The organism is Segatella copri, from assembly GCF_015074785.1.
Classification (GTDB): domain Bacteria; phylum Bacteroidota; class Bacteroidia; order Bacteroidales; family Bacteroidaceae; genus Prevotella.
In genome coordinates this window covers 1,842,474-1,862,576 of record NZ_CP042464.1, presented here as the reverse complement: position 1 = coordinate 1,862,576, position 20,103 = coordinate 1,842,474, and the positions used below count along the sequence as shown (strand labels likewise).

Here is a 20,103-nt window from a genome sequence, read left to right as displayed (position 1 = left end):
GATCTTTAGAGATAAGACAAGGGAATATATATAAAAGCCCCCGATAGTAACAATGCTATCGGGGGCTTTGTTTTCTTTTAAACTTAAATAAGTTTTTCAATCTCTTTAATAGAAAGACCTGTACCTTTGGCAACTTGTTCTTGTGTGAGCCCCATGCCGAGAAGACGCTTTGCGGTGGCCAACTTTTCTTTGGCAACACCTTCTTCTCTGCCTTCTTCCTTTGCAGTATCAATCGAATTTTTTATGTCTCGATAGGCAGGATTGTCATATCGTTCTTCTGATAATCTCATAATCTGTTCTTTTTATAGAATTCTTTTGGCAAAAATACGACTTTTTATAATATCTTCCAAGTATTTTTGCGTAAATCTATTATTTTAATGGTATTTTGGACGATTTTTTTCACTTAGTCTCATGAAAAAAATAGTTATTTTGCAAGCGGAACTTAACATGAACTTATTTAAATATAAACGAAATGAAATGTACTAAACTTATTTGGCTGGTAGTTTGGATACTGTCATTGTTTTATACGTACATATCCGAAGCGTAAGATGTGTTGTCTTAATACCCTATAGCTCATTACTTTAACAGTCATACTTCCACGTTTATTTGGCTTGAACATCTTGATTTGTGTGGTTGCTGCCATATGCCGGCAATCACACGGATCTAATTCTTTAAGGTCTGATGCCATCTATCGCAAGCTTTTCAACAATGATATGCAGTATCTGATAGAGTGTAGTGAGAAAATCGTGAGGGATACCCCCAAATCGTGATGGATAGCGTGATGGATATTTCCGTTTTCGAAGTATCTATCACGCTATTCAAGTGTCTGTATATTAGTATATTAAGATGTGTAATACATATAAATCGTGATGGATGATAGATTATTACATAAAATTTGTTCATATGAAGACTGCGCTGGGTAACTGATATGACTGCATCGGGTTACAGATATGACTGCATTGGGTTACAGATATGACTGCATCGGGTTACAGATATGACTGCATCGGGGTACAGATATTACTGCGTAAGCTAACGGAGCCGTATCCGTAGGCTTATCGAGACGTCTGCATCAGCTAACTGAGACGTCTGAACTCACTTACTGAACTACTTGAGGTGCTTGGCTGAACAGCTTGAATTGCTTGACAGAAGTGTGATACAGCTACTTATTATGGACGCAAACTTGTCGCCCTTACAGGGCGCCTTGCTGATTGCTATTATACCCAGGGCGCTGCCCTGAGCTAGGAGCTTTTGGGCCTTCAGCCCGTTCTTGAACCACATGCGAAAGTTCTGTTGTTTAAACAAGTCTCTCTATATCTTCTATTGAAAGGTCTGTACCTTTGGCAACTTGCTCTTGTGTGAGCCCCATGCCGAGAAGACGTTTTGCGGTGGCCAACTTTTCTTTGGCAATGCCTTCTACTCTGCCTTCTTCTCTACCTTCTTTTCTGCCTTCTTTTCTGCCTTCTTCCTTCGCAGTATCGATTGAATTTTTTATGTCTCGATAGGCCTTAAGACTATCCTCGTATTCTCGTAATTCTTGTTGACTGAATTTAGCGATTTCAGCTTCTTCAAACAATTTCGTGAAAATTCTCTCTTTTAAAGCTTTCGGTCGTTTGTCAAGCTTGGGTAAATTCTTGAGAACATAGAGCCATTTGTCATACAGAGTTTCTAGCTCAGTCTCGCTTTTGTTGAATTTGGCAATCTCAATATACTTGAAAGAAAGCTTGTCGTTAAAGACCTTGAATGTCTTTTTGTCTAGCAGACCAACATCGTGATTGATTTCTTTTTGGTCGAAAGCTTCTTCCTTAAAATCAAAATTGAGCAATGCTACTGTATAAACGTGGTCTAGCTTGAAATTCCAATCCTGTCCTTTTGGGGCTTGCTCTCTGATAGGAAATGTAGAGTAGAAGAGAGAACGGTCTTTGAAGTATTTCTGAAAAGCGTTCTGCATTTCAACGATGAACTTTTCTCCTTTCTCATTTTCACAATACACGTCAAAGATAGCTTTGCGCTCTGCGAAAACATCACCAACGTGCTCGCTATTGAGGTAGCGGACATCCTTAACGACTTGCTCTCCATCGAAAAGTGAATTCAGAAAGTTGATGAGCAAGTCTTTATTTGGCTTTGTTCCAAATATACGTTTGAAACCAAAGTCGGTAAGTAAGCTAATATATCGTTCTTCTGATAATCTCATAATCTGTTCTTTTTATAGAATTCTTTTGGCAAAGATACGACTTTTTATAATATCTCCCAAGTTTTTTTGCACAAATCTATCATTTTGATGTAATTTTTGACAAATCTCTAAGATGTTCTTTGAGAAGATACGATATTTGTATCATTTTAGACGATATTGCGAGCGTTTTTGCAAGATTATCAGTACTTTTGTGGCGAAATAATAAATAACGCAAAAATCATAACCGAAATGAAACGAATCTTTTTATCGCTGATACTCACAGCGGCAACCTTTCCTTGGGCTACTGCAGTCCTGGCACAGCAGGACCCATCTGAGGCTCCTGCCACCAGACCCGTAAATCCTGTTTCTGCACCACAGAAACTCATCTTCGTACCGGACTCTCTGAAACCCTATGATTTCAACAAGGATGATGAGAGATGGTGCTGGCGACATAGTGCACAGACCCAGAATATCGTGTATTTCTGGGAAAAGTCATTCGGAGACAATCCGCAGAATCCTCCTTCGCTCGAAGGTAAGCCCATGAAATTTGACCTGGGTAATCTACAGACTCAGGTAGAACGGTTCTATCGTTTCTTCCGTGACACCCTGAAGTTCTCTCTGCCGGGCAGCATCTGCGACCAATACAAGATGATGGTGATGGTGAACTATTCGCTGGAAGGAACCGCGTACGGCGGAACTTATGATGACTTTATCGGAGCGCTTTGGGTAACGCCTAACCGTATTCAGGATCAAAAACTCAATTGTCTGGCTCACGAGTTGGGACACAGTTTCCAACTCCAGATTATGGCCGACCGTGCTGGCGAGGCATGGGGTGGCAGCGGTTTCTTCGAGATGACATCCCAATGGATGCTCTGGAGAGTGAATCCCGACTGGCTAACAGATGAGAAGTATCATTTTGATGCCTTCAGACAGCTTACCCATAAGGGTTATCTGCATCTGGACAACATCTATCATTCGCCATACGTGATAGAGTGGTGGGCTGAGAAGCATGGTTTGGAAAGCATCGCCCAGCTCTATCGGGAGGGAAAAGTAGGAGAGGACCCGGTTGTTACCTACAAGCGGAAGTATAAGATGAGCCAGAAGCAGTTTAATGATGAGATGTTCGACTGCTACCGTCATCTCGTGAACTTCGATTTCGGTTATGCCCGCAAGGAGACCCGTCCTTATGCCTGCACCTTCGATACCAGGATGCTGAAGCAGAAGAATGGTTATCTTCGTCCGGATACAGCTTCGGTTCCTGAGAACTATGGTTTCAATGCCATCAAGTTGGAAATCCCGAAGGCTGGTAAGAAGGTTACTGTAGATTTCAGAGCTCTCGATGCCGAGGGTAAGGCATTCAAGACATCCAAGGACAAGATGGCACGAACCATCGGTTACCGTTATGGTTTGGTGGGAGTAACCGCCGATACCGATGAATGCATCTACAGCCCGATGGGCGAAGCGATGAATGGAAAGGTTTCGCTTGTGGCTCCAAAGTCCCAGCCTCTCAAGGCGCTCTATCTCGTGGTGATGGGAGCTCCTTCGAATCATTCGCTCAATCCATCTTCCCGCCGTTTCCCTTATGAGGTAAGAGTGAAGTAAGAGTGAAGTACGAATCGAATAAGAATCAAGTACGAATCGAATAAAAATCATCTACATAAAAAATATCATAGCTTATGAAGAATAAGACTTTTATAAAGAATAAGACTTTATTGACTGCATCCCTCGCCTTGATGATGGTGTTGCCGATGCAGGCACAGCGCTTTGAAGATAACTTCGAAGATAAGACGCTGCGACTGGATTACATCGTGGCGGGCGATAGCGTGAACCAGGCTATCTATTTCGAACAGGCTTACAGCAACCCTACCTGGGCGGGCAGAAAGACAAGACTGGATGAGAAATTCCTGAACGGCAACGGACAGGTGACCGTGTATGAGCATGGTACCAACAAGGTGCTCTATGTAAATACTTTCTCAACACTCTTCCAGGAATGGCAGCTTACACAGGAGGCAAAGCATCTGCAGAAATCATTCGAGAGCAGTTTCCTCGTGCCGTTCCCAAAGAGACCGGTGGATGTAAGCATCACCCTGAGCGATACGCATCAGAAGGTGACCGCAGAACTGCGCCATACCATCAATCCACAGGATATACTCATCCGACCATTGGGCGAGAATGGCATCCCTTACCGCTACATCGTGAAGAGCGGAGAGACTGCCGACTGTGTTGACCTCGCCATCATTGCCGAGGGCTATCGCCAGGAACAGATGGATAAGTTTTATCAGGATGCGCAGCGGGCAGCCGATGCCATCTTCGAGCGCGAACCTTTCGCTTTGCTCAAGTCGAGATTCAACGTGGTGGCTGTTGCGGCTCCATCGCTCGATGAGGGACCAAGTATTCCGCACGAAGGGAAATGGAAGAACACGATGGCTTGCTCTCATTACGATACTTTTTATTCGAACCGTTATCTCACTACGAGCAAGATTCATCGCATCTATGATGCCTTGAGTAATGTGCCTTTCGAGCAGATCATCGTATTGGTGAATTCTCCTACGTATGGTGGCGGCGGCATCTATAACCAGGTAACGCTTTCTACCTCTGATCATCCTACGTTCAAGAAGGTGCTGGTACATGAGTTCGGTCATGGCTATGCGGGCTTGGGTGATGAGTACAGTACCGATGAGTATGACCCGATGTATCCTAGTGATACCGAGCCTTGGGAGCCTAACCTCACCACGCTGAAGGATTTCCAGAGCAAGTGGGCGGATATGATGCCGAAGGGCGTGAAGATTCCTACGCCGCTTGCCAAACTACCGGATCATAAGAATATCAAGAACGCAAAGGAGCAGAAGAAACTCAACGAAGCCGTCTTCAAGATTGGTGTGTTCGAGGGTGCGGGCAACCAAAGCAAGGGATGTTACCGTCCGGCGCAGGTTTGCCGTATGCGAATCAACGAAGTGGATGATTTCTGTCCGGTTTGCCAGCGTGCCATCCGACGCATCACAGATTTCTATACTGGGAAATAATTATAAGTTTCTGATGGTCTTCATTTTTGGCGAATGGTGAAAGGAGAATTGAAATCGTGAATCGTTTTTGGAAAATGACTAATAGAGCAATCCGAAGGCCCAAAGTGGGAGAATATCGCCATTGGCATACTCCGTATCATCACGCACAATGAAGGAATCGGCTACGTCTTTTATCTGGCGATGGCTCTTTTTGGCTCCGCCTATCTCAAAGGTATATTTGCCAATGGAAAAGTCGGAAACCTTGGAAGAGGTTACATCTAGAGCTAGGCGAGTTTGGTTGTAGAAGAATGTCTCCCTCACATTGCCTATGTTGGCATTCTCGCCAGAGAGGGCATAGATGATGTTGGTATTGTCTAGATATACCTTTTCGGTCTTGCCAAGTCCTCGCATGCCGCCTGTCTCATCACGTAGTTGTCCTATCATGCCTGCCTTCTCCATATATAATAAATAGGTAGGTATGTCGTTGCGGCTCACCTTGATCTCATTAGCCAATCCTGTGGCCTCTGGCTTGTAAGGCACATTGCTGGCTATGATGGATAACATACGGCGCAGTTTCTTACCTGTGGCTGGCGACATGTTGGCATACTGTGGGATGTCCACTTCCATCGTGAGGCGTATCACTTGCTGCAATCTTTGCTGGAAAAATCCTTCTTTGGAGAATGGATAATACCCCACGCGCAGATATTGGTTGAAGAGCGGTATCGGATGCTGGAGACCTTCTATCTCTGTTTTCCCATTGAGGATATCCTCTAGGCTTCTGATAGGAGTCTTGATGCCATGAAACATTTCCAGGTATTCACGGAATGATAAACCCTGCATGTCAAACAAGATGGCTCTGCGACTCAAGTCGGCTTCGCCATCTATGATGTCGAGGATGGAAGAGCCTGTAAAGAATACATGAAGCCCAGGGTGGGAATCGTATATCTGCTTGAGCTCCTGCGACCATCCTTCATATTTGTGTACCTCATCTATATAGAGCCATTCGCCCCCTTCACGCACAAACTGGTTGGCTGTTTCGATGAGCGTGTTGGTGGTGAAATAGCTGTGATCGGCTGAAACATAGAGCGACTTAGCTTGCTCTTCTAGACTATTGCTCTTGATGTGTTGCAATATCAAGGTAGACTTGCCGACACCTCTTGGTCCCATCAAACCTACTAGACGAGCCTCCCACGGAAGCTTGTCATAATTATATCTCTTGAACGCCAAAGATACGAGTTCAAGCTGCTCTTTCATGTAATTTATCAATGTAATATCCATACGCTTTTTTATTAAATGCACCTTCCAAGGTGCAGATTTATAGCTTTCGTGCACCTTTCAAGGTGCAAATTTATGCCTTTCGTGCACTTTCTAAGGTGCAAATATAGAGCTTTTGTTTGAAATATCAAAGGAAAATGCCATAAAATTGGGAATTACTACGATTTTTTCATTCTTTTGGACTATTTTGCTCGCTTATATCAGAAAGATTTTGTTATTTTGTGGGCTGAAACTAACATGATTAAAATTGATATGAAGAAAATCTTATTATCTCGTGGTGATGGGAGCTCTTTCGAATCATTCGCTCGATCCATCTTCCCGCCGTTTCCCTTATGAGGTAAGAGTGAAGTAAGAGTGAAGTACGAATCGAATAAAAAATATCATAGCTTATGAAGAATAAGACTTTATTATCGGCATCTCTCGTTCTGATGATGGCGATGCCGGCAGCTACAGCTTCAGCACAGGGCACATTAGAAAATTACAACAGAGCCTATGCGCTGCGTCATCAGTTTTCAGCCGATTCCGTGTTCCATTGGGCACGCTCGTCGGCTTGGTGCGATTCCACCCATGTATTGCATTATCAGATTTCTACTCCTCAGGGCAAGAAGTTTGTTTCCTATGATGCCGACAAGGATGAAATGAAGACCTATGATTCGCAGGATGCGATGGAAAAGGCGCTGGGCATCAAGCCTCGTCCTGCCAACAAACCTCAGTTTGGCAGACGCCACGAGCGCCATTGGATGGAGGTAGATGAGGAGAAGGAGGCTTATCCGGTACTTTCGCCCGACGGCAAGATGGAAGCCTACATCGAAGGTTACAACGTGGTGGTTCATGAGGCAGGAAAACCTTATACCGAAGCCAAGCGAATCCTCACTCAGGATGGTACCATCGGATGCTATTACAGCAACCGCATCCAATGGAGCCCAGACGGCAAGCACATCTTCGTATGCAAGCGTGTTCCGGTAGAGAAGCGCTATGCCTACTACGTAGAATCTTCGCCTGCCGACCAGCTGCAGCCTATCCTCCACAAGCAGGAGTATGCCAAGCCGGGCGATGTCCTGCCACAGCACTATCCGGTCATCATCGATGTGGCTACCGGAAAGAAGGTGGAGGCTGACAGGCATCAGATAGAAAACCAGTATGAACTGGAATGGATGCAATGGACACCTGACAGCAAGGAGGTGACAATGGAGTATAACCAGCGTGGGCATCATCTCTATCAGATGCTGGCGATGAATGCCGAAACCGGCAAGCTTCGTACCGTGGTAGAGGAGCGTGCCAATACCTTTGTGAACTATGGTCGTCTGTGGCGTCAGTTTATCAAGGATGGCAAGCAACTGCTCTGGATGAGCGAGCGCGACAACTGGAATCATCTCTATCTCTACGATGTGCAGAAATCGAAGGTTATCCGACAGATTACAAAGGGCGACTGGTTTGTTCGCGGCATCCAGCGTGTAGATGAAGAGAAGGGAGAAATCTATTTCTCGGCTAGTGGCGTGAACAGGAATGAGGACCCATATCTGGTACATTATTATAAAATAGGTATCGACGGCAAGAATATGGTGGCGCTCACTCCTGAAGAGGGAAATCATAGTGTCCAATATACCTATGATTACCATTATCTCCTGGATACCTATTCTAAGGTGGATGCCGCTCCTGTTACCGTGCTCAGAGATGCGCAGACCGGTAAGCTCGTCAAGACTCTGGAAACGGCTAATATTACTACTTTGAAGAAGCACGGATGGGTTGCTCCTGAGGTGTTTGTGGCTAAGGGGCGTGATGGCAAGACCGATATGTGGGGCATCATCCAGCGCCCTACCAATTTCGATCCTAATAAGAAATATCCGGTCATCGAATACATCTATGCGGGTCCGGGCGATGCCTATACTCCGAAGAGTTTCATGCCATACAACTGGTACACCACTTCGCTTGCCGAACTAGGTTTCATCGTAGTCCAGCTCGATGCGATGGGCACTTCCTATCGCGGCAAGAAGTTTGAGGAGGTTTGCTACAAGAATCTGAAGGATGCCGGATTCCCAGACCGTGAACTCTGGATCAAGGCTGCAGCCAAGAAGTATCCTTATATGGATGCTGATAATGTGGCAATCTATGGCTGTTCGGCAGGCGGACAGGAGAGTACCACAGCCGTATTGCTGCATGGCGATTTCTACAAGGCTGCCTATAGCGCCTGCGGCTGTCACGACAACCGGATGGATAAAATCTGGTGGAACGAGCAATGGATGAGCTGGCCTATCGATTCCAGTTACGTGGAGTGCAGCAACGTGGAGAATGCCCACAAGCTGGAGCGCCCGTTGATGCTGGTGGTAGGCGAGATAGATGACAACGTAGATCCTTCGAGCACCTATCAGGTAGTGAATGCCCTGGAAAAGGCGAACAAGGATTTCGAACTCGTGGTGATTCCTGGAGCCCATCATACCATGGGCGAACTCTATGGCGAGCACAAGCGTTACGATTTCTTCGTGAAGAATCTGCTGGGTGTGAAACCGCCTAAATGGAGTGATGTAAAGAGCAAGTAATTCAGGTTTCAATCTGTTGATAGTGAAACTTCTCACTTGAATCATTATTTAAGTTTTGCCCTGAAGCAAACGGATAGTCTTACTTTAAAAAAGTAGCTATTTGTTTGTTTCAGGGCTTTTTTTGTTCTTTTTGTTGTATTTCTCGTTATATTTTTGTAATTTTGCGGCATTATTTTATCTAACAACAGAAAATAAAGACCCATATAATGAGAAAGATATCTACTCTAATGGTTTCTGTGCTCTGCATGATGATGCCTGTAGGGGCTGAGGCGCAGGTGCCAACCGCTTTTGTCTCGAAAGGGGCTACGGATATTCAGGCGCAGCCACATACGATAACGCAAACCAACTCGGGTGCACAATGGGCTCCTATCGACCCTATGGTGCGCTCTATCACGATGGATGATGGTTTGCCGAGTAATTCTGTGCGTAGCGTGGTTCAGGGTTCCAAGGGATACATGTGGTTTGGTACAGACAACGGATTGTGCCGTTTTGACGGATACGATGTCAAAACCTATTATAATCCCTTTACGACTGTAGACCAGTTTGTGAGCGCCCTTACTGCTTGCGAAGAAGGCCTGCTGGTAGGTTGCAATAATGGAGCCTATCTGTTCTGTAATGCAACCGACCGATTCCAGAAACTGAGTGATAAGATTACGGCGCCTGTCCTTAATTTTTCGCTTGACGGCGATCAGAATATTTGGATTTCTACCAACGGACAGGGCGTGTTCAGATACAATCGGACTACTCACGAACTGCATCAGTATCCGATGAAGAATATTCAGGGTAAAGTGCAAAGTACGCTGGTTGATGCCAACAACCAGGTATGGATGCTCTGTAACCATGGTGGAGCCAGCATCTATCATCTCAACAAGTCGACCGACCAGTTTGAAGCATTCCCTCTGAAGGGCGATGCAACCATGTTTTACGGCATGGCGATGCTGGCTGCTCCCGATGGCAATCTTTATGTCGGAACCTGGGAAAACGGACTTTACAAGCTCAACGCCGATGGTAGTGCCGAACAGCTCATCAGCGGAACCTTGAGTAATGCTGTTCATCATATCCACCAGCTTTACAACAACAGCAACAAGTATATTCTCATAGCCAGCGATGATGGATTGGTGCAGTATGACATCCAGAACCGCTCTTGGAGTATGCTGTCGGAAGTAAACGATCCGAGCCGGAGTACCAACGAGCGTTTTGTTTATGGTATTGCTGGCGATAATGAAGGCGGCATCTGGGTAACAACTTTCTATGGTGGCGTAAGTTATCTTCCTTCTACGAGTGTTGAAGAACGTTTCCGTGCTTACTCAGCTCGACAGGGGGGATTGCGCGGTAATGTGGTAGGAAGATTCTTCGAAGACCAGCAGCATCGCATCTGGATAGCTACCGATGATGCCGGACTTGACTGCTTCAATCCCCAGACCAACAGTTTTGTTTCTTATCCGGGCAAGGCGGCTATGGGCAAGTATAATGTTCATGCTCTCTTTGCCAATGGTAATGATCTGTGGGTGGGAACCTATGGTAATGGTGTCATCAGAATGAACATGTCTACCGGAGCGCAGCAGATTTTCCAGACCGATGGAATGGTTTCGGGAAGTAATGCCTATTGTATTTATCGTGACCGGAAGAACCGGCTGTGGGCGGCTTCGATGGATGGAGCCAGCCTTTTCGATGAGGGGCAGCAGAAGTTTAGTAAAATCAAGTCGTTCAAGTCGCTTACCATCGATATCAAGGAAGATCCTCAGGGCAACGTATGGTTTGCTACCCAGGGAGGTGGCTTGTGGCGCTTGGACAAGAATAATGTCTGGAAACAGTATAAGCATGTTGAGAATGATTCTACTTCGCTGGTGAGTGATCAGGTAAACTGCCTGGTTATCGGCGAAAAGGGACAGCTTTATGCGGCAACCGGCGATGGGCTTTGCGAATTTCTGCCTTCAAAAGGTATATTCCGACGCATCTCCATCGATGCGCCTAGCCTGGATTTCGCAAGTCTTGTCATTTCGCAGGGAGTAATGTGGATTTCTACCAGCAAGGGTATTGTGAAATATACGCCGGGTGAACCTGTCCAGCTGTTCAATAAATATGACGGACTCACTTGCGATCAGTTTATGCCAAACGCCGGACTCCTGGCTTCTGATGGCAGAATCTATTTCGGTTCAACAAGAGGTTTCAACTGTTTCTATCCATATCTCGTCAAGATCAACCAGGTAGCTCCTCCTGTAGCAATCACCTCGGTAGAACTCTTCGGTCAGCCGATAGAGGCGGGGAGCGACCAGCTGGAGAAATCTCTGAGTCATGCAGCAGAACTCAATCTGTCTCATAACGAGAATACCATCAATATCTCGTTTGCCGCCCTAAGTTATGTATCGCCTGAGAAGAACCAGTATGCTTACAAACTTGAGGGAGTAGACAAGGATTGGATTTATACCCACGAGCATCGTGCCAACTATACCAATCTTCCTGCCGGAACCTATACCTTCTTGGTTAAGGCAACCAATAATGATGGTGTATGGTCGAAGAATGAGGCAAGACTCCAGATTGTGGTTCATCCGCCGTTCTGGTGGTCTCTGCCAGCCAAGATTCTGTATCTTCTGCTCATCGGTTACGCAATCTACTGGTTCATGCAGAGCCGGTTGAAACGTGAGAAACTCCGTCATCAGGAAGAACTCGACCAGTTGGAACTCAAGCAGGATCAGGAGATGAGAGATGCCCGCCTGCAGTTCTTCACGATGATTGCCCATGAAATCCGTACGCCGGTAACGCTTATCATCGGACCTTTGGAGAGTCTGAAAGAGCATTGGAAACAGGTTTCCGGAAAACTGGCCGATGGTGAAACTATCACGCAGACGCTTTCTGTTATCGACCGTAATGCCCAGCGGTTGCTCCTGCTCGTCAATCAGCTGCTCGATTTCAACAAAGTGCAGCAGAAGGGCATGCAGGTTCATTTCCGTTTGAACAACATTTCGAAGCTGATGCATGCTGTGGCAGAGCGCTTTGCTCCTACCTTCGAGCAGAGAAGCATCCGTTTTGAGGTAGATTATCCTGCTGATGATCTCGTGGCGATGATAGATCAGGAGGCCATTACCAAGGTTATCAGCAATCTGATGACCAATGCCTTGAAATATACCGAGGATTATGTACGCTTGTCCTGTCGCCTGCTGGAGAATGGAATACATTTCCGCATAGAGGTAGAAGACAACGGAGTGGGAATCAGTCCTGATGAAAAGGAGAAAATCTTCGGAGCCTTCTATCAGGCACGCGACAACAAACCGGGAACCGGAATCGGTCTCAACATCGTGAAGAATCTCGTTGAGGCTCATCATGGTATGGTTGAAGTAGAATCTGCAGTAGGTAAGGGATCTACCTTTATCGTAACCTTGCCGCTCAACCAGATGGATGCTGTGGTAGAGAAGGCGGATGAAATGGTGAAGGAAGAAGAAACTGTTGCTGAGGAAAATCTGCTGACAGATGAAACTTCAGTTGAGCAAGGTTCTCAAAAGGCAGGCGTTGCTGTTGCCAGTCCGCTTCGTGAACCGGCAAAACCGGCGATGCTGATTGTGGATGATGATGAAGACATGCGCCAGTTTGTGAAGGCTCATTTCGAAAAGATGTATACGGTTTATACCGCCGACAACGGAAAGAATGCGCTCCGTAAACTGGAGAAACATCCGGTTTCGCTCATCATAAGCGACTGGATGATGCCGGAGATGGACGGTCCGGAGTTCTGCCGTAGGGTGCGTGAAAATTCTGAATATTCTCATCTCCCGTTCGTGATGCTCACGGCAAAGACCGATGATGCGGCGAAGACGGAGAGTATGAACTGTGGAGCCGATGTCTACATAGAAAAGCCGTTCTCGATGAAGTATCTTGAGGCAAGCGTAAGACAGCTTCTTGAGATGCGCCGTCTGTTGAGGAGTAAGTTCTCTCATACTCCGCTTGAGCCGATAGCAGAGATAGCTCCAACTCAGGTTGATAATGCGTTCCTGGAACGAATGTCTCGCATCATCGAAGAGAATGTGGCGAATCCGGAACTCAACGTGGCGTTCCTTGCCGAAAAGATGGGCATGAGCCGCTCTTCGCTCTTTAATAAGATTCGCGGTCTTGCCGATGTTACGCCAAACGAGATGATCCAGCTCGTGAAACTTAAGAAGGGCGCACAACTCCTGAAAGAAGGAAACTACCGCATCAGCGAAATCAGCTATATGGTAGGTTTCAGCAGTCCTAGCTATTTTGCCAAGTGCTTCCAGAAGCAGTTTGGCGTCAAGCCGATGGATTTCGTGGCTGCGGAATCGTAGGATAGAAAAACTATTCGGATAGAATAAAAAATCGCCTGGGTGCTCAGATGCATCCAGGCGATTGTCTTATTTGTAAAAAGCCTATTTTTTTATTTCTTTGTGGCTCTGATAAAGAAACCGATGAGGCAGATGTAAGCCAGGAGCGAACAAACCTCAGACATCGGATTAACCCACCAGCTGTCGGCGATACTTACCTCGATGCCGCCAAACTTCAGAAGGGCGCTAACCACACCCATCAGGGCTCCACCGGCGATGAAGCCGCTGGCGATGAGCGTTCCCTTCTCACCACGTTCGCTGTTCACCTTGGCATCCTTGCTGCGCGAAGTAACATACCAGTTGATGGCTCCACCCACGAGCAGAGGAACGTTCAGTTCCAGCGGAATAAACATACCCAGAGCGAAAGCCAGGGCAGGAATCTTGAAATAAGTCAGCACGATGGCTATCACGGCTCCGATGCCATAGAGCACCCAAGGAGCTCCCACGCCATTCATCAAAGGGTCGATAACCGCAGCCATCGCATTAGCCTGAGGAGCTGCAAGCGAACCCGATGCGAAACCGTAAGTCTCGTTCAGCAGCATCATCACGCCGCCCACGGTAGCCGCACTCACCAGGGTACCGAGGAATTTCCATCCCTCCTGTTTCTTAGGAGTTGTTCCCAGCCAGTAACCAATCTTCAGGTCGGTAATAAACGAACCTGCTACCGAGAGGGCTGTACAAACCACACCACCCATAATCAGGGCAGCCAGCATGCCGCCAGGACCTTTCAGGCCTACAGCCACCATCACCACAGAGGCGAAGATGAGCGTCATCAGGGTCATTCCCGAAACAGGGTTTGAACCCACGATAGCGATGGCATTAGCCGCTACGGTAGTAAAGAGGAAGGCGATGGCAGCCACGAGCAGAATGGCGATAATGGCGAAGAGAAGGTTGCCCTCCATCACGCCAAACCAGAAGAAGAGGAAGGTTACGAGGATAGTAACAAGTGAACCGATAGCGATAATCTTGAAAGAGATGTCGCGCTGGGTACGCTTCACATTCTCATCCACATCGCTCTTGCCCTTCAGCTCCTTGGCAGCCAGACCTACGGCACTCTTGATGATGCCCCAGCTCTTGATGATGCCGATGATACCTGCCATGGCGATACCGCCGATACCGATGCTGCGGGCGTAGGCACGGAAGATTTCCTCCGGACTCATGGCTCCTACAGTTTTCACGATGCTAGGATCCCAGGCGCTCAGCACGCTATCATGGAAGATAACGCTCATGCCCGGAACAATCAGCCACCATACAACGAGCGAACCCAGACAGGTGAAGAAGGCATATTTCAATCCGATGATGTAACCCAGACCTAATACGGCTGCACCTGTGTTCACCTTGAACACGAGCTTTGCCTTGTCGGCAAGGTCGCATCCCAGACTTACCACACGGGAAGTGAAGTTCTCGTTCCACCATCCCAGGCTGGCTACGATAAAGTCGTAAAGACCACCCACCAGTCCGGCTATGAGCAGCGGCTTAGCCTGGTCGCCACCCTTGGCTCCGCTCACCAGTACCTGCGTGGTAGCCGTAGCCTCAGGGAACGGATACTTGCCGTGCATATCGCTTACGAAGTACTTGCGGAAAGGAATGAGGAAAAGGATTCCCAAGACTCCTCCCAAGGCTGAAGCCATGAAGATCTTCATAAACGAAGTAGTCATCTCCGGATATTTAGCCTGCAGGATGTAGATGGCTGGCAGGGTAAAGATGGCTCCTGCCACCACAGCACCCGAACAGGCTCCGATGCTCTGGATGATGACATTCTCGCCCAGTGCCTTGCTACGCTTGGTAGCGGTACTTACGCCCACGGCGATGATGGCGATTGGGATGGCTGCTTCGAACACCTGACCCACCTTCAAGCCCAGATAAGCTGCGGCGGCAGAGAAGATGACTGCCATCACGATTCCCCATGTAACTGACCATCCGTTCACCTCAGGATAAACCTTGTCAGGCGACATCAGCGGCTTATATTCCTCCCCGTCTTTCAGTTCGCGGAATGCGTTCTCGGGGAGTTGCAAATTGTCTTTTTCTTCCATTATTTCTCAATTCTGATGATATACTCACTCATGAAACTTGCACCTGGCTGCAGACGGTTCATCAGATACTTGTCCTTAAACTCGCCATCATATTCAGCCCAGTCGCTCAAACCATACCATGGCTCGATGCAGATGAATGGAGCGTGCTTGCCTGTTGGGTTCCAGATACCTACGGCTGGAGCCTTGAACTCGAGGGTTACATGAGGTTCGCCCTGCTCGTTGAGAATGCTCACCTGCTTAACCTGACTCTTGTCGAAGATAACAGCATCTTCTGCGAAAGTCTCCTCGTTTACTTCCCAGATACCCTTGTCGGTTTCTACGGTTTCCTTAGCCTGACGGTCGATGCATCCGCCTACGTTACCATAGAGACGAACAGGAGCCTCGTTGTCGAGTTTCAGGGTAGCCTTCATTTCTTCGCCCTTCTTGCAGCCAGGAACCATGAATGCTGGGTGACCGCCAATCTGGAAGAAGATTTCCTTGTCGTCGGTATTCTCTACGTGCCAGATGACATGAATTTCGTTGCCCTGCAGGCGGTAAGAGATGGCAAGGTTGAAGTGGTAAGGATAGTTCTTCTGAGTCTCTTCGTTGTCGATGAGCGCGAAGGTGAGGCGGTCGGCAGTTTTGCCAACGAGTTTGAACTCTGTATCGCGTGCGAAACCATGGCGAGGAAGGTGATACTCCTTGCCCTCTGTGCGATAAGTGTCTTTCCACAATCCGCATACTATAGGGAAGAGGATAGGAGAGTGGCGGTTCCAGTATTTCTCGTCGCCATTCCAGAGATATTCATTACCATTAGCATCCTTGATGCTCTGAAGTTCTGCTCCGAGAGATGAAATCTCAAGTGTGAGCTGATCATTCTTAATCTGTTCCATTGTTATTAATTCTTTTGTTTAGTTTTTAATGTTTCATCTGATTATCTTTTTTCAAAGATATTGCAAAGGTACAATTTATTTTCGTAAAGCACAAGAAAAGAGCGTTTTTTCTCAGATATTACAATATATTTATACGATTTTGTTAGCTTATCTCGAATATTTGCTGTAACTTTGTAGCCCGAAATAGATAGATAACAAGAAGTATAAGAAAAAAATAGTATTTAATCTAATGACAAGCAGTAATAAAGTTAAAGGCTTTGCGGCGGGTATTGTTGCCGCAGTATGTTATGGTACCAATCCTTTGGGCACGCTCGAACTCTATGGCGACGGATTCAATTCCAGTTCTGTACTCATCTATCGTTATCTCTTGGCGGTACTGATGTTTGCCGTGGTGATGCTGTTCCGCAAGGAGAGTTTCAAGGTGAAGTGGGGACATCTGGTTCGTCTTGGCGTGCTGGGCTGCATGTTTTCGCTCTCATCAGCTACGCTTTATGTCAGTTTCCATTATATGGCGGCAGGTATTGCCAGCACCATCCTCTTCGTTTATCCTATTATGACGGCTATCCTGATGACGGTCTTCTTCCACGAGAAGGTAACGTGGTCTACCTCGCTTGCCATTCTTCTGGCGGTATCGGGAGTAGGATTGCTCTATCAGGGCGATGGAAACGATAAGTTGAGCACGGCGGGTTTTGCCCTCGTCATGTGTTCATCCCTGCTCTATGCCCTTTACATCATCTCCATCAACCAATGGAAGAATCCGGGCATGTCGAACATCAAGTTTACCTTCTACATTCTGGTGTTCGGACTCATCACGATGCTCATCTATTCGTTTATTGCAGGCGAGCCGATACAGATGCTTCAAACGCCTAAACAATGGCTCTGTGCTGCCCAGCTGGCTTTGTTGCCAACGGTATTGTCGCTTTTCTTCATGACGGTTTCCATCAATCTTATCGGCAGTACTCCAGCCGCCATCATGGGAGCCTTGGAGCCAGTAACAGCCGTCATCATCGGCGTATGCGTCTTCGGCGAGAGTTTCTCTCTGCAGCTGGCGATAGGCATCCTCGCTATCCTGGCTGGCGTAACGATTATTATCGCAAGAAAGAAAGGGTAAAAAGGCTGTTTAAAGGTAAAAGGGTAAAAGGGTAAAAAGGTAAAAAAGCCTAGCGGGGTTGCGTGTCATCCCTCTGGTTCCCGTTCCCAGCGATTCCATCGCTGGTCTCCATAAAGGTAAAAAGAAGAAAAAATCCTCGCTCGAAAAAGAACTCGAACGAGGATTTTTTTTATCTGTTCTAGCCGCAAGCAAATAGGCTCGCAAGCCGCCAGGCGTTAAGATGATTATCTCAGGATATCCTTCAGCGCAAAATTGGCAAGGATGGATGTTGATTGGCTCAGCATGCGGATGAACTCCTGGGCTGAGTTTTTCATGTAAGCATCTTTCAGAATGTGGATGCAGCCATCCATTTCGTTATCGGCAGCATCGATAGGAATCGCCTTCATGCCGTTCTGCAGAATGGTGGTCGATTCGGAGAGAATGGTCACCAGATTGCTGCGGCTCAGAAGGTCGAAAATGATGTTTACATTATTCACCTCTACCATAATCTTGTAGTTCAAATCTTTGCCCTCTACCATGTGATCAAAGGCGTTGCGTGCCTGCAGACCCTTGCAAGGAAGGATGAGGTCGTAACGCTCCAGATCGGAAAGCTTGACCGATGAAAGGCGCGCCAGCGGATGATTCACGTTCACGATGGCGGCAAGACGGTTGCTGAAAATAGCTCGGCTGTCTACCGCCTTCTCGTTCTTCAGAGGCTTGAAAGCCAGAACGAGGTCGAGTTCGCGCTTCTTCAGTCCGTCCATCAGTTCCTGCATGGTGCGGTATTGGATGTTGAGCTTTACATGAGGATAGGCGTGGAGAAAGGCGATGAGCGTCTCGGACATGATGTTGCTGAAGGAGAACGTTACGCCGATGTTCAGTTCGCCTGTAAGCATTTCCTTCAGATCGTTCATGTGGTCTACACAGGCTTCGGCAGAATTGACCGCATTTTGGGCGTAAGGTCTCAATTCCTTGCCCGCCTCTGTGAGGTAAACTTCATGGGAATTGCGCTCGAAGAGGGGCAGACCTATCTCCTGTTCCAGATGCGAAATCTGTTGTGAGAGGGTGCTCTGGGTGATGTATAACTTGCGCGAAGCTTCTGAGAAGTTGAGCGTCTCGGCTACCTTCAAGAAATATTTCAGTTGTCGTATTTCCATATTGTTCCTTTATTGAAGCTATCGGCTATAGAAATAACCGATAGCTAAATTTGGGTGCAAAGATAAAACATTTATTTTAATATCCTCTTTTTTTGAAGAATAAAATGATGTTTTATCGCATCTCTACTTCTTTTTATCCGGTTATCATCCGATGAAAATCAGATTTCCAACCAGATGATTATTTGATTTCTACTTCGTGCAAATCTACGAATTCGCCATTCTTCTTCTTTCTTTCTACCAGCATGGCAAGCAGCTTGCGCTTGCGGTTGTCGGCGATGAAACGGCGGAAGAATACGTTTGGAATTGCCACACCCAGGGCGATGCAGATGATGGCGAGCGAAGCCTTGATGAGGTTGTTCATACCTACGGTTACTTCGCCTACCACGCCATGCATGTCGATGAAGGCGAACAGGGCGCGATACATCAGAACTCCCGGTACCATTGGGATAACGCTAGGAATGGTGATGCATTGGTGAGGGGTATGGAACCAATGGCGCGCCTTGATCACGATGATGCTGATGAGCGCAGAACCGGCAAGCGAACCGATGCTCAGACCCATGTCGAGACCGATGTTGCCGTTAGATGGACCCAGATTGACGAAATTGCGGAAGCATACGGCGATGATACCGCCCACAGCTACAACCGGCAACAGACGGCGAGGTATGCTGAAGATGGTAGAGAAGCCCATGGCCGATACGGCAGCTGCGATGGCAAACTCCCAGTATTCGTGATGAGGAGTCATCGTAAGATCCTTCACAAAGTTGTCGATGTGGCAAACCTGGATGGCGAAGGCGATACCGAAAGCCATCGCGAAGAGCATCAGCAGGGTGTTCAGGGCACGAACCATTCCCACCTCAATATACCCGTCGAGCATATCGCACACAAAGTTGATGAGTGGAACTCCCGGCACGATGAAGAGGGCACATGCCATCAGCGGATGCCAAGGGGTATCTGAATGCATGAAGGCTGGAAGCGCTTCGGCAATCGATGGGTTGAGCGAAAGGAATGAGGTCAACCAGGCTATCAGAGTGGCTACGAAAGCCGAAATACCGATGGCTACATAGTTGTTGCAGCCCTTGGTTGGCAGGAACATTCTCAGGCGGAAACCCAGAATGGCTGCAAGCGAACAGAAGAAGAAGGCTGGCCAGTCGCAACCGAACTGGATGCAGAATCCGCCGCAGGCAAAACCGCCGCCGATGGCTACCTGCCAAGGGGTGAAGCTGCGTGGGGTGGCCTTGATGTCGTTCAGAGCCTGCTCATACTGTTCGAGCGAATAGTTATCCTTGATGGCCTTCCAGGTGAGCTTACTTACCTGGGAAATAGAGGTGAGGTTGATACCGTGCTTCTCGCATCTCTGGAACTTGGAGAAGGAATGCTCCTCGTCGCTATAGTTTACCATCAGCACGTTCCAGTTGATGTAAAGATGCATGTATCGCTCGTCGAGACCGAGGAAAGCTGCTGCACGCTTCATGGTTCGCATGATGCGGGATGTGTCGGCAGCACTCTCCATGAGAATGCTACCGGTACGTAATAATAAGTCGAGTTTTCTTCTGAGTTCTGATTCTGCTATTTCCTTGCAGTTGCAGTTATCCTCTCCGCAAGCGCAGGTTTTCAATTCTTTTTCTGTCATATATGT

Annotated in this window: 12 protein-coding genes; 5 read left to right on the top strand and 7 right to left on the bottom strand. The window is 47.3% G+C overall.

What is annotated here, in order from left to right:
* Positions 1–83 precede the first annotated feature (83 nt).
* The gene (locus FO447_RS08115) at positions 84–290 is read right to left on the bottom strand and encodes a hypothetical protein (protein WP_119228959.1); all 207 of its coding nucleotides are present in this window, start codon (positions 288–290) and stop codon (positions 84–86) included.
* A 1,004-nt stretch (positions 291–1,294) separates the two neighbouring features.
* Positions 1,295–2,191: an Rpn family recombination-promoting nuclease/putative transposase gene (locus FO447_RS08110; protein ID WP_200758419.1), complete on the bottom strand. Its 897-nt coding sequence runs from the start codon at positions 2,189–2,191 to the stop codon at positions 1,295–1,297.
* A gap of 228 nt (positions 2,192–2,419) precedes the next feature.
* On the opposite strand from FO447_RS08110, the gene FO447_RS08105 reads away from it, so the two are divergent.
* The gene (locus tag FO447_RS08105; protein ID WP_200758417.1) at positions 2,420–3,772 is read left to right on the top strand and encodes a DUF6055 domain-containing protein; all 1,353 of its coding nucleotides are present in this window, start codon (positions 2,420–2,422) and stop codon (positions 3,770–3,772) included.
* Positions 3,773–3,903: 131 nt separating this feature from the next.
* Positions 3,904–5,193, top strand: coding sequence for a M64 family metallopeptidase (locus FO447_RS08100; protein ID WP_200758510.1), 1,290 nt, complete (start codon positions 3,904–3,906; stop codon positions 5,191–5,193).
* Positions 5,194–5,271: 78 nt separating this feature from the next.
* On the opposite strand, the gene FO447_RS08095 is transcribed toward FO447_RS08100, so the two are convergent.
* Positions 5,272–6,450: an ATP-binding protein gene (locus FO447_RS08095; RefSeq protein WP_200758415.1), complete on the bottom strand. Its 1,179-nt coding sequence runs from the start codon at positions 6,448–6,450 to the stop codon at positions 5,272–5,274.
* Positions 6,451–6,836: 386 nt separating this feature from the next.
* Between FO447_RS08095 and FO447_RS08090 the strand changes: the two genes are divergently transcribed.
* Both FO447_RS08090 and FO447_RS08085 read left to right on the top strand, forming a co-directional pair.
* Positions 6,837–8,984: a DPP IV N-terminal domain-containing protein gene (locus FO447_RS08090; protein ID WP_200758413.1), complete on the top strand. Its 2,148-nt coding sequence runs from the start codon at positions 6,837–6,839 to the stop codon at positions 8,982–8,984.
* 206 nt (positions 8,985–9,190) lie between these two features.
* Positions 9,191–13,279 carry a hybrid sensor histidine kinase/response regulator transcription factor gene (locus FO447_RS08085; protein ID WP_234699097.1) on the top strand — a complete coding sequence of 1,363 codons (4,089 nt, stop codon included), beginning with the start codon at positions 9,191–9,193 and terminating at the stop codon, positions 13,277–13,279.
* Between the two features lie 89 nt (positions 13,280–13,368).
* Here the strand turns inward: FO447_RS08085 and FO447_RS08080 are convergent, their stop codons facing one another.
* Together FO447_RS08080 and FO447_RS08075 are read right to left on the bottom strand one after the other, a co-directional pair.
* Complete coding sequence (locus FO447_RS08080; RefSeq protein WP_006847168.1) at positions 13,369–15,348, bottom strand: OPT family oligopeptide transporter; 1,980 nt, start codon at positions 15,346–15,348, stop codon at positions 13,369–13,371.
* Positions 15,348–16,220 carry an aldose 1-epimerase family protein gene (locus FO447_RS08075; RefSeq protein WP_200758411.1) on the bottom strand — a complete coding sequence of 291 codons (873 nt, stop codon included), beginning with the start codon at positions 16,218–16,220 and terminating at the stop codon, positions 15,348–15,350. The genes FO447_RS08080 and FO447_RS08075 overlap by 1 nt, the downstream gene beginning before the upstream one ends.
* Before the next feature lie 229 nt (positions 16,221–16,449).
* Here FO447_RS08075 and FO447_RS08070 point away from each other — a divergent pair, with 229 nt between their 5' ends.
* Positions 16,450–17,331: a DMT family transporter gene (locus FO447_RS08070; protein WP_200758409.1), complete on the top strand. Its 882-nt coding sequence runs from the start codon at positions 16,450–16,452 to the stop codon at positions 17,329–17,331.
* A 224-nt stretch (positions 17,332–17,555) separates the two neighbouring features.
* Here the strand turns inward: FO447_RS08070 and FO447_RS08065 are convergent, their stop codons facing one another.
* Together FO447_RS08065 and FO447_RS08060 are read right to left on the bottom strand one after the other, a co-directional pair.
* A complete protein-coding gene (locus tag FO447_RS08065; RefSeq protein ID WP_117586008.1) occupies positions 17,556–18,467 on the bottom strand; it encodes a LysR family transcriptional regulator in 912 nt (303 codons plus the stop codon).
* Positions 18,468–18,645: 178 nt separating this feature from the next.
* The gene (locus FO447_RS08060) at positions 18,646–20,097 is read right to left on the bottom strand and encodes a threonine/serine ThrE exporter family protein (RefSeq protein WP_234699096.1); all 1,452 of its coding nucleotides are present in this window, start codon (positions 20,095–20,097) and stop codon (positions 18,646–18,648) included.
* Between the last annotated feature and the right edge of the window lie 6 nt (positions 20,098–20,103).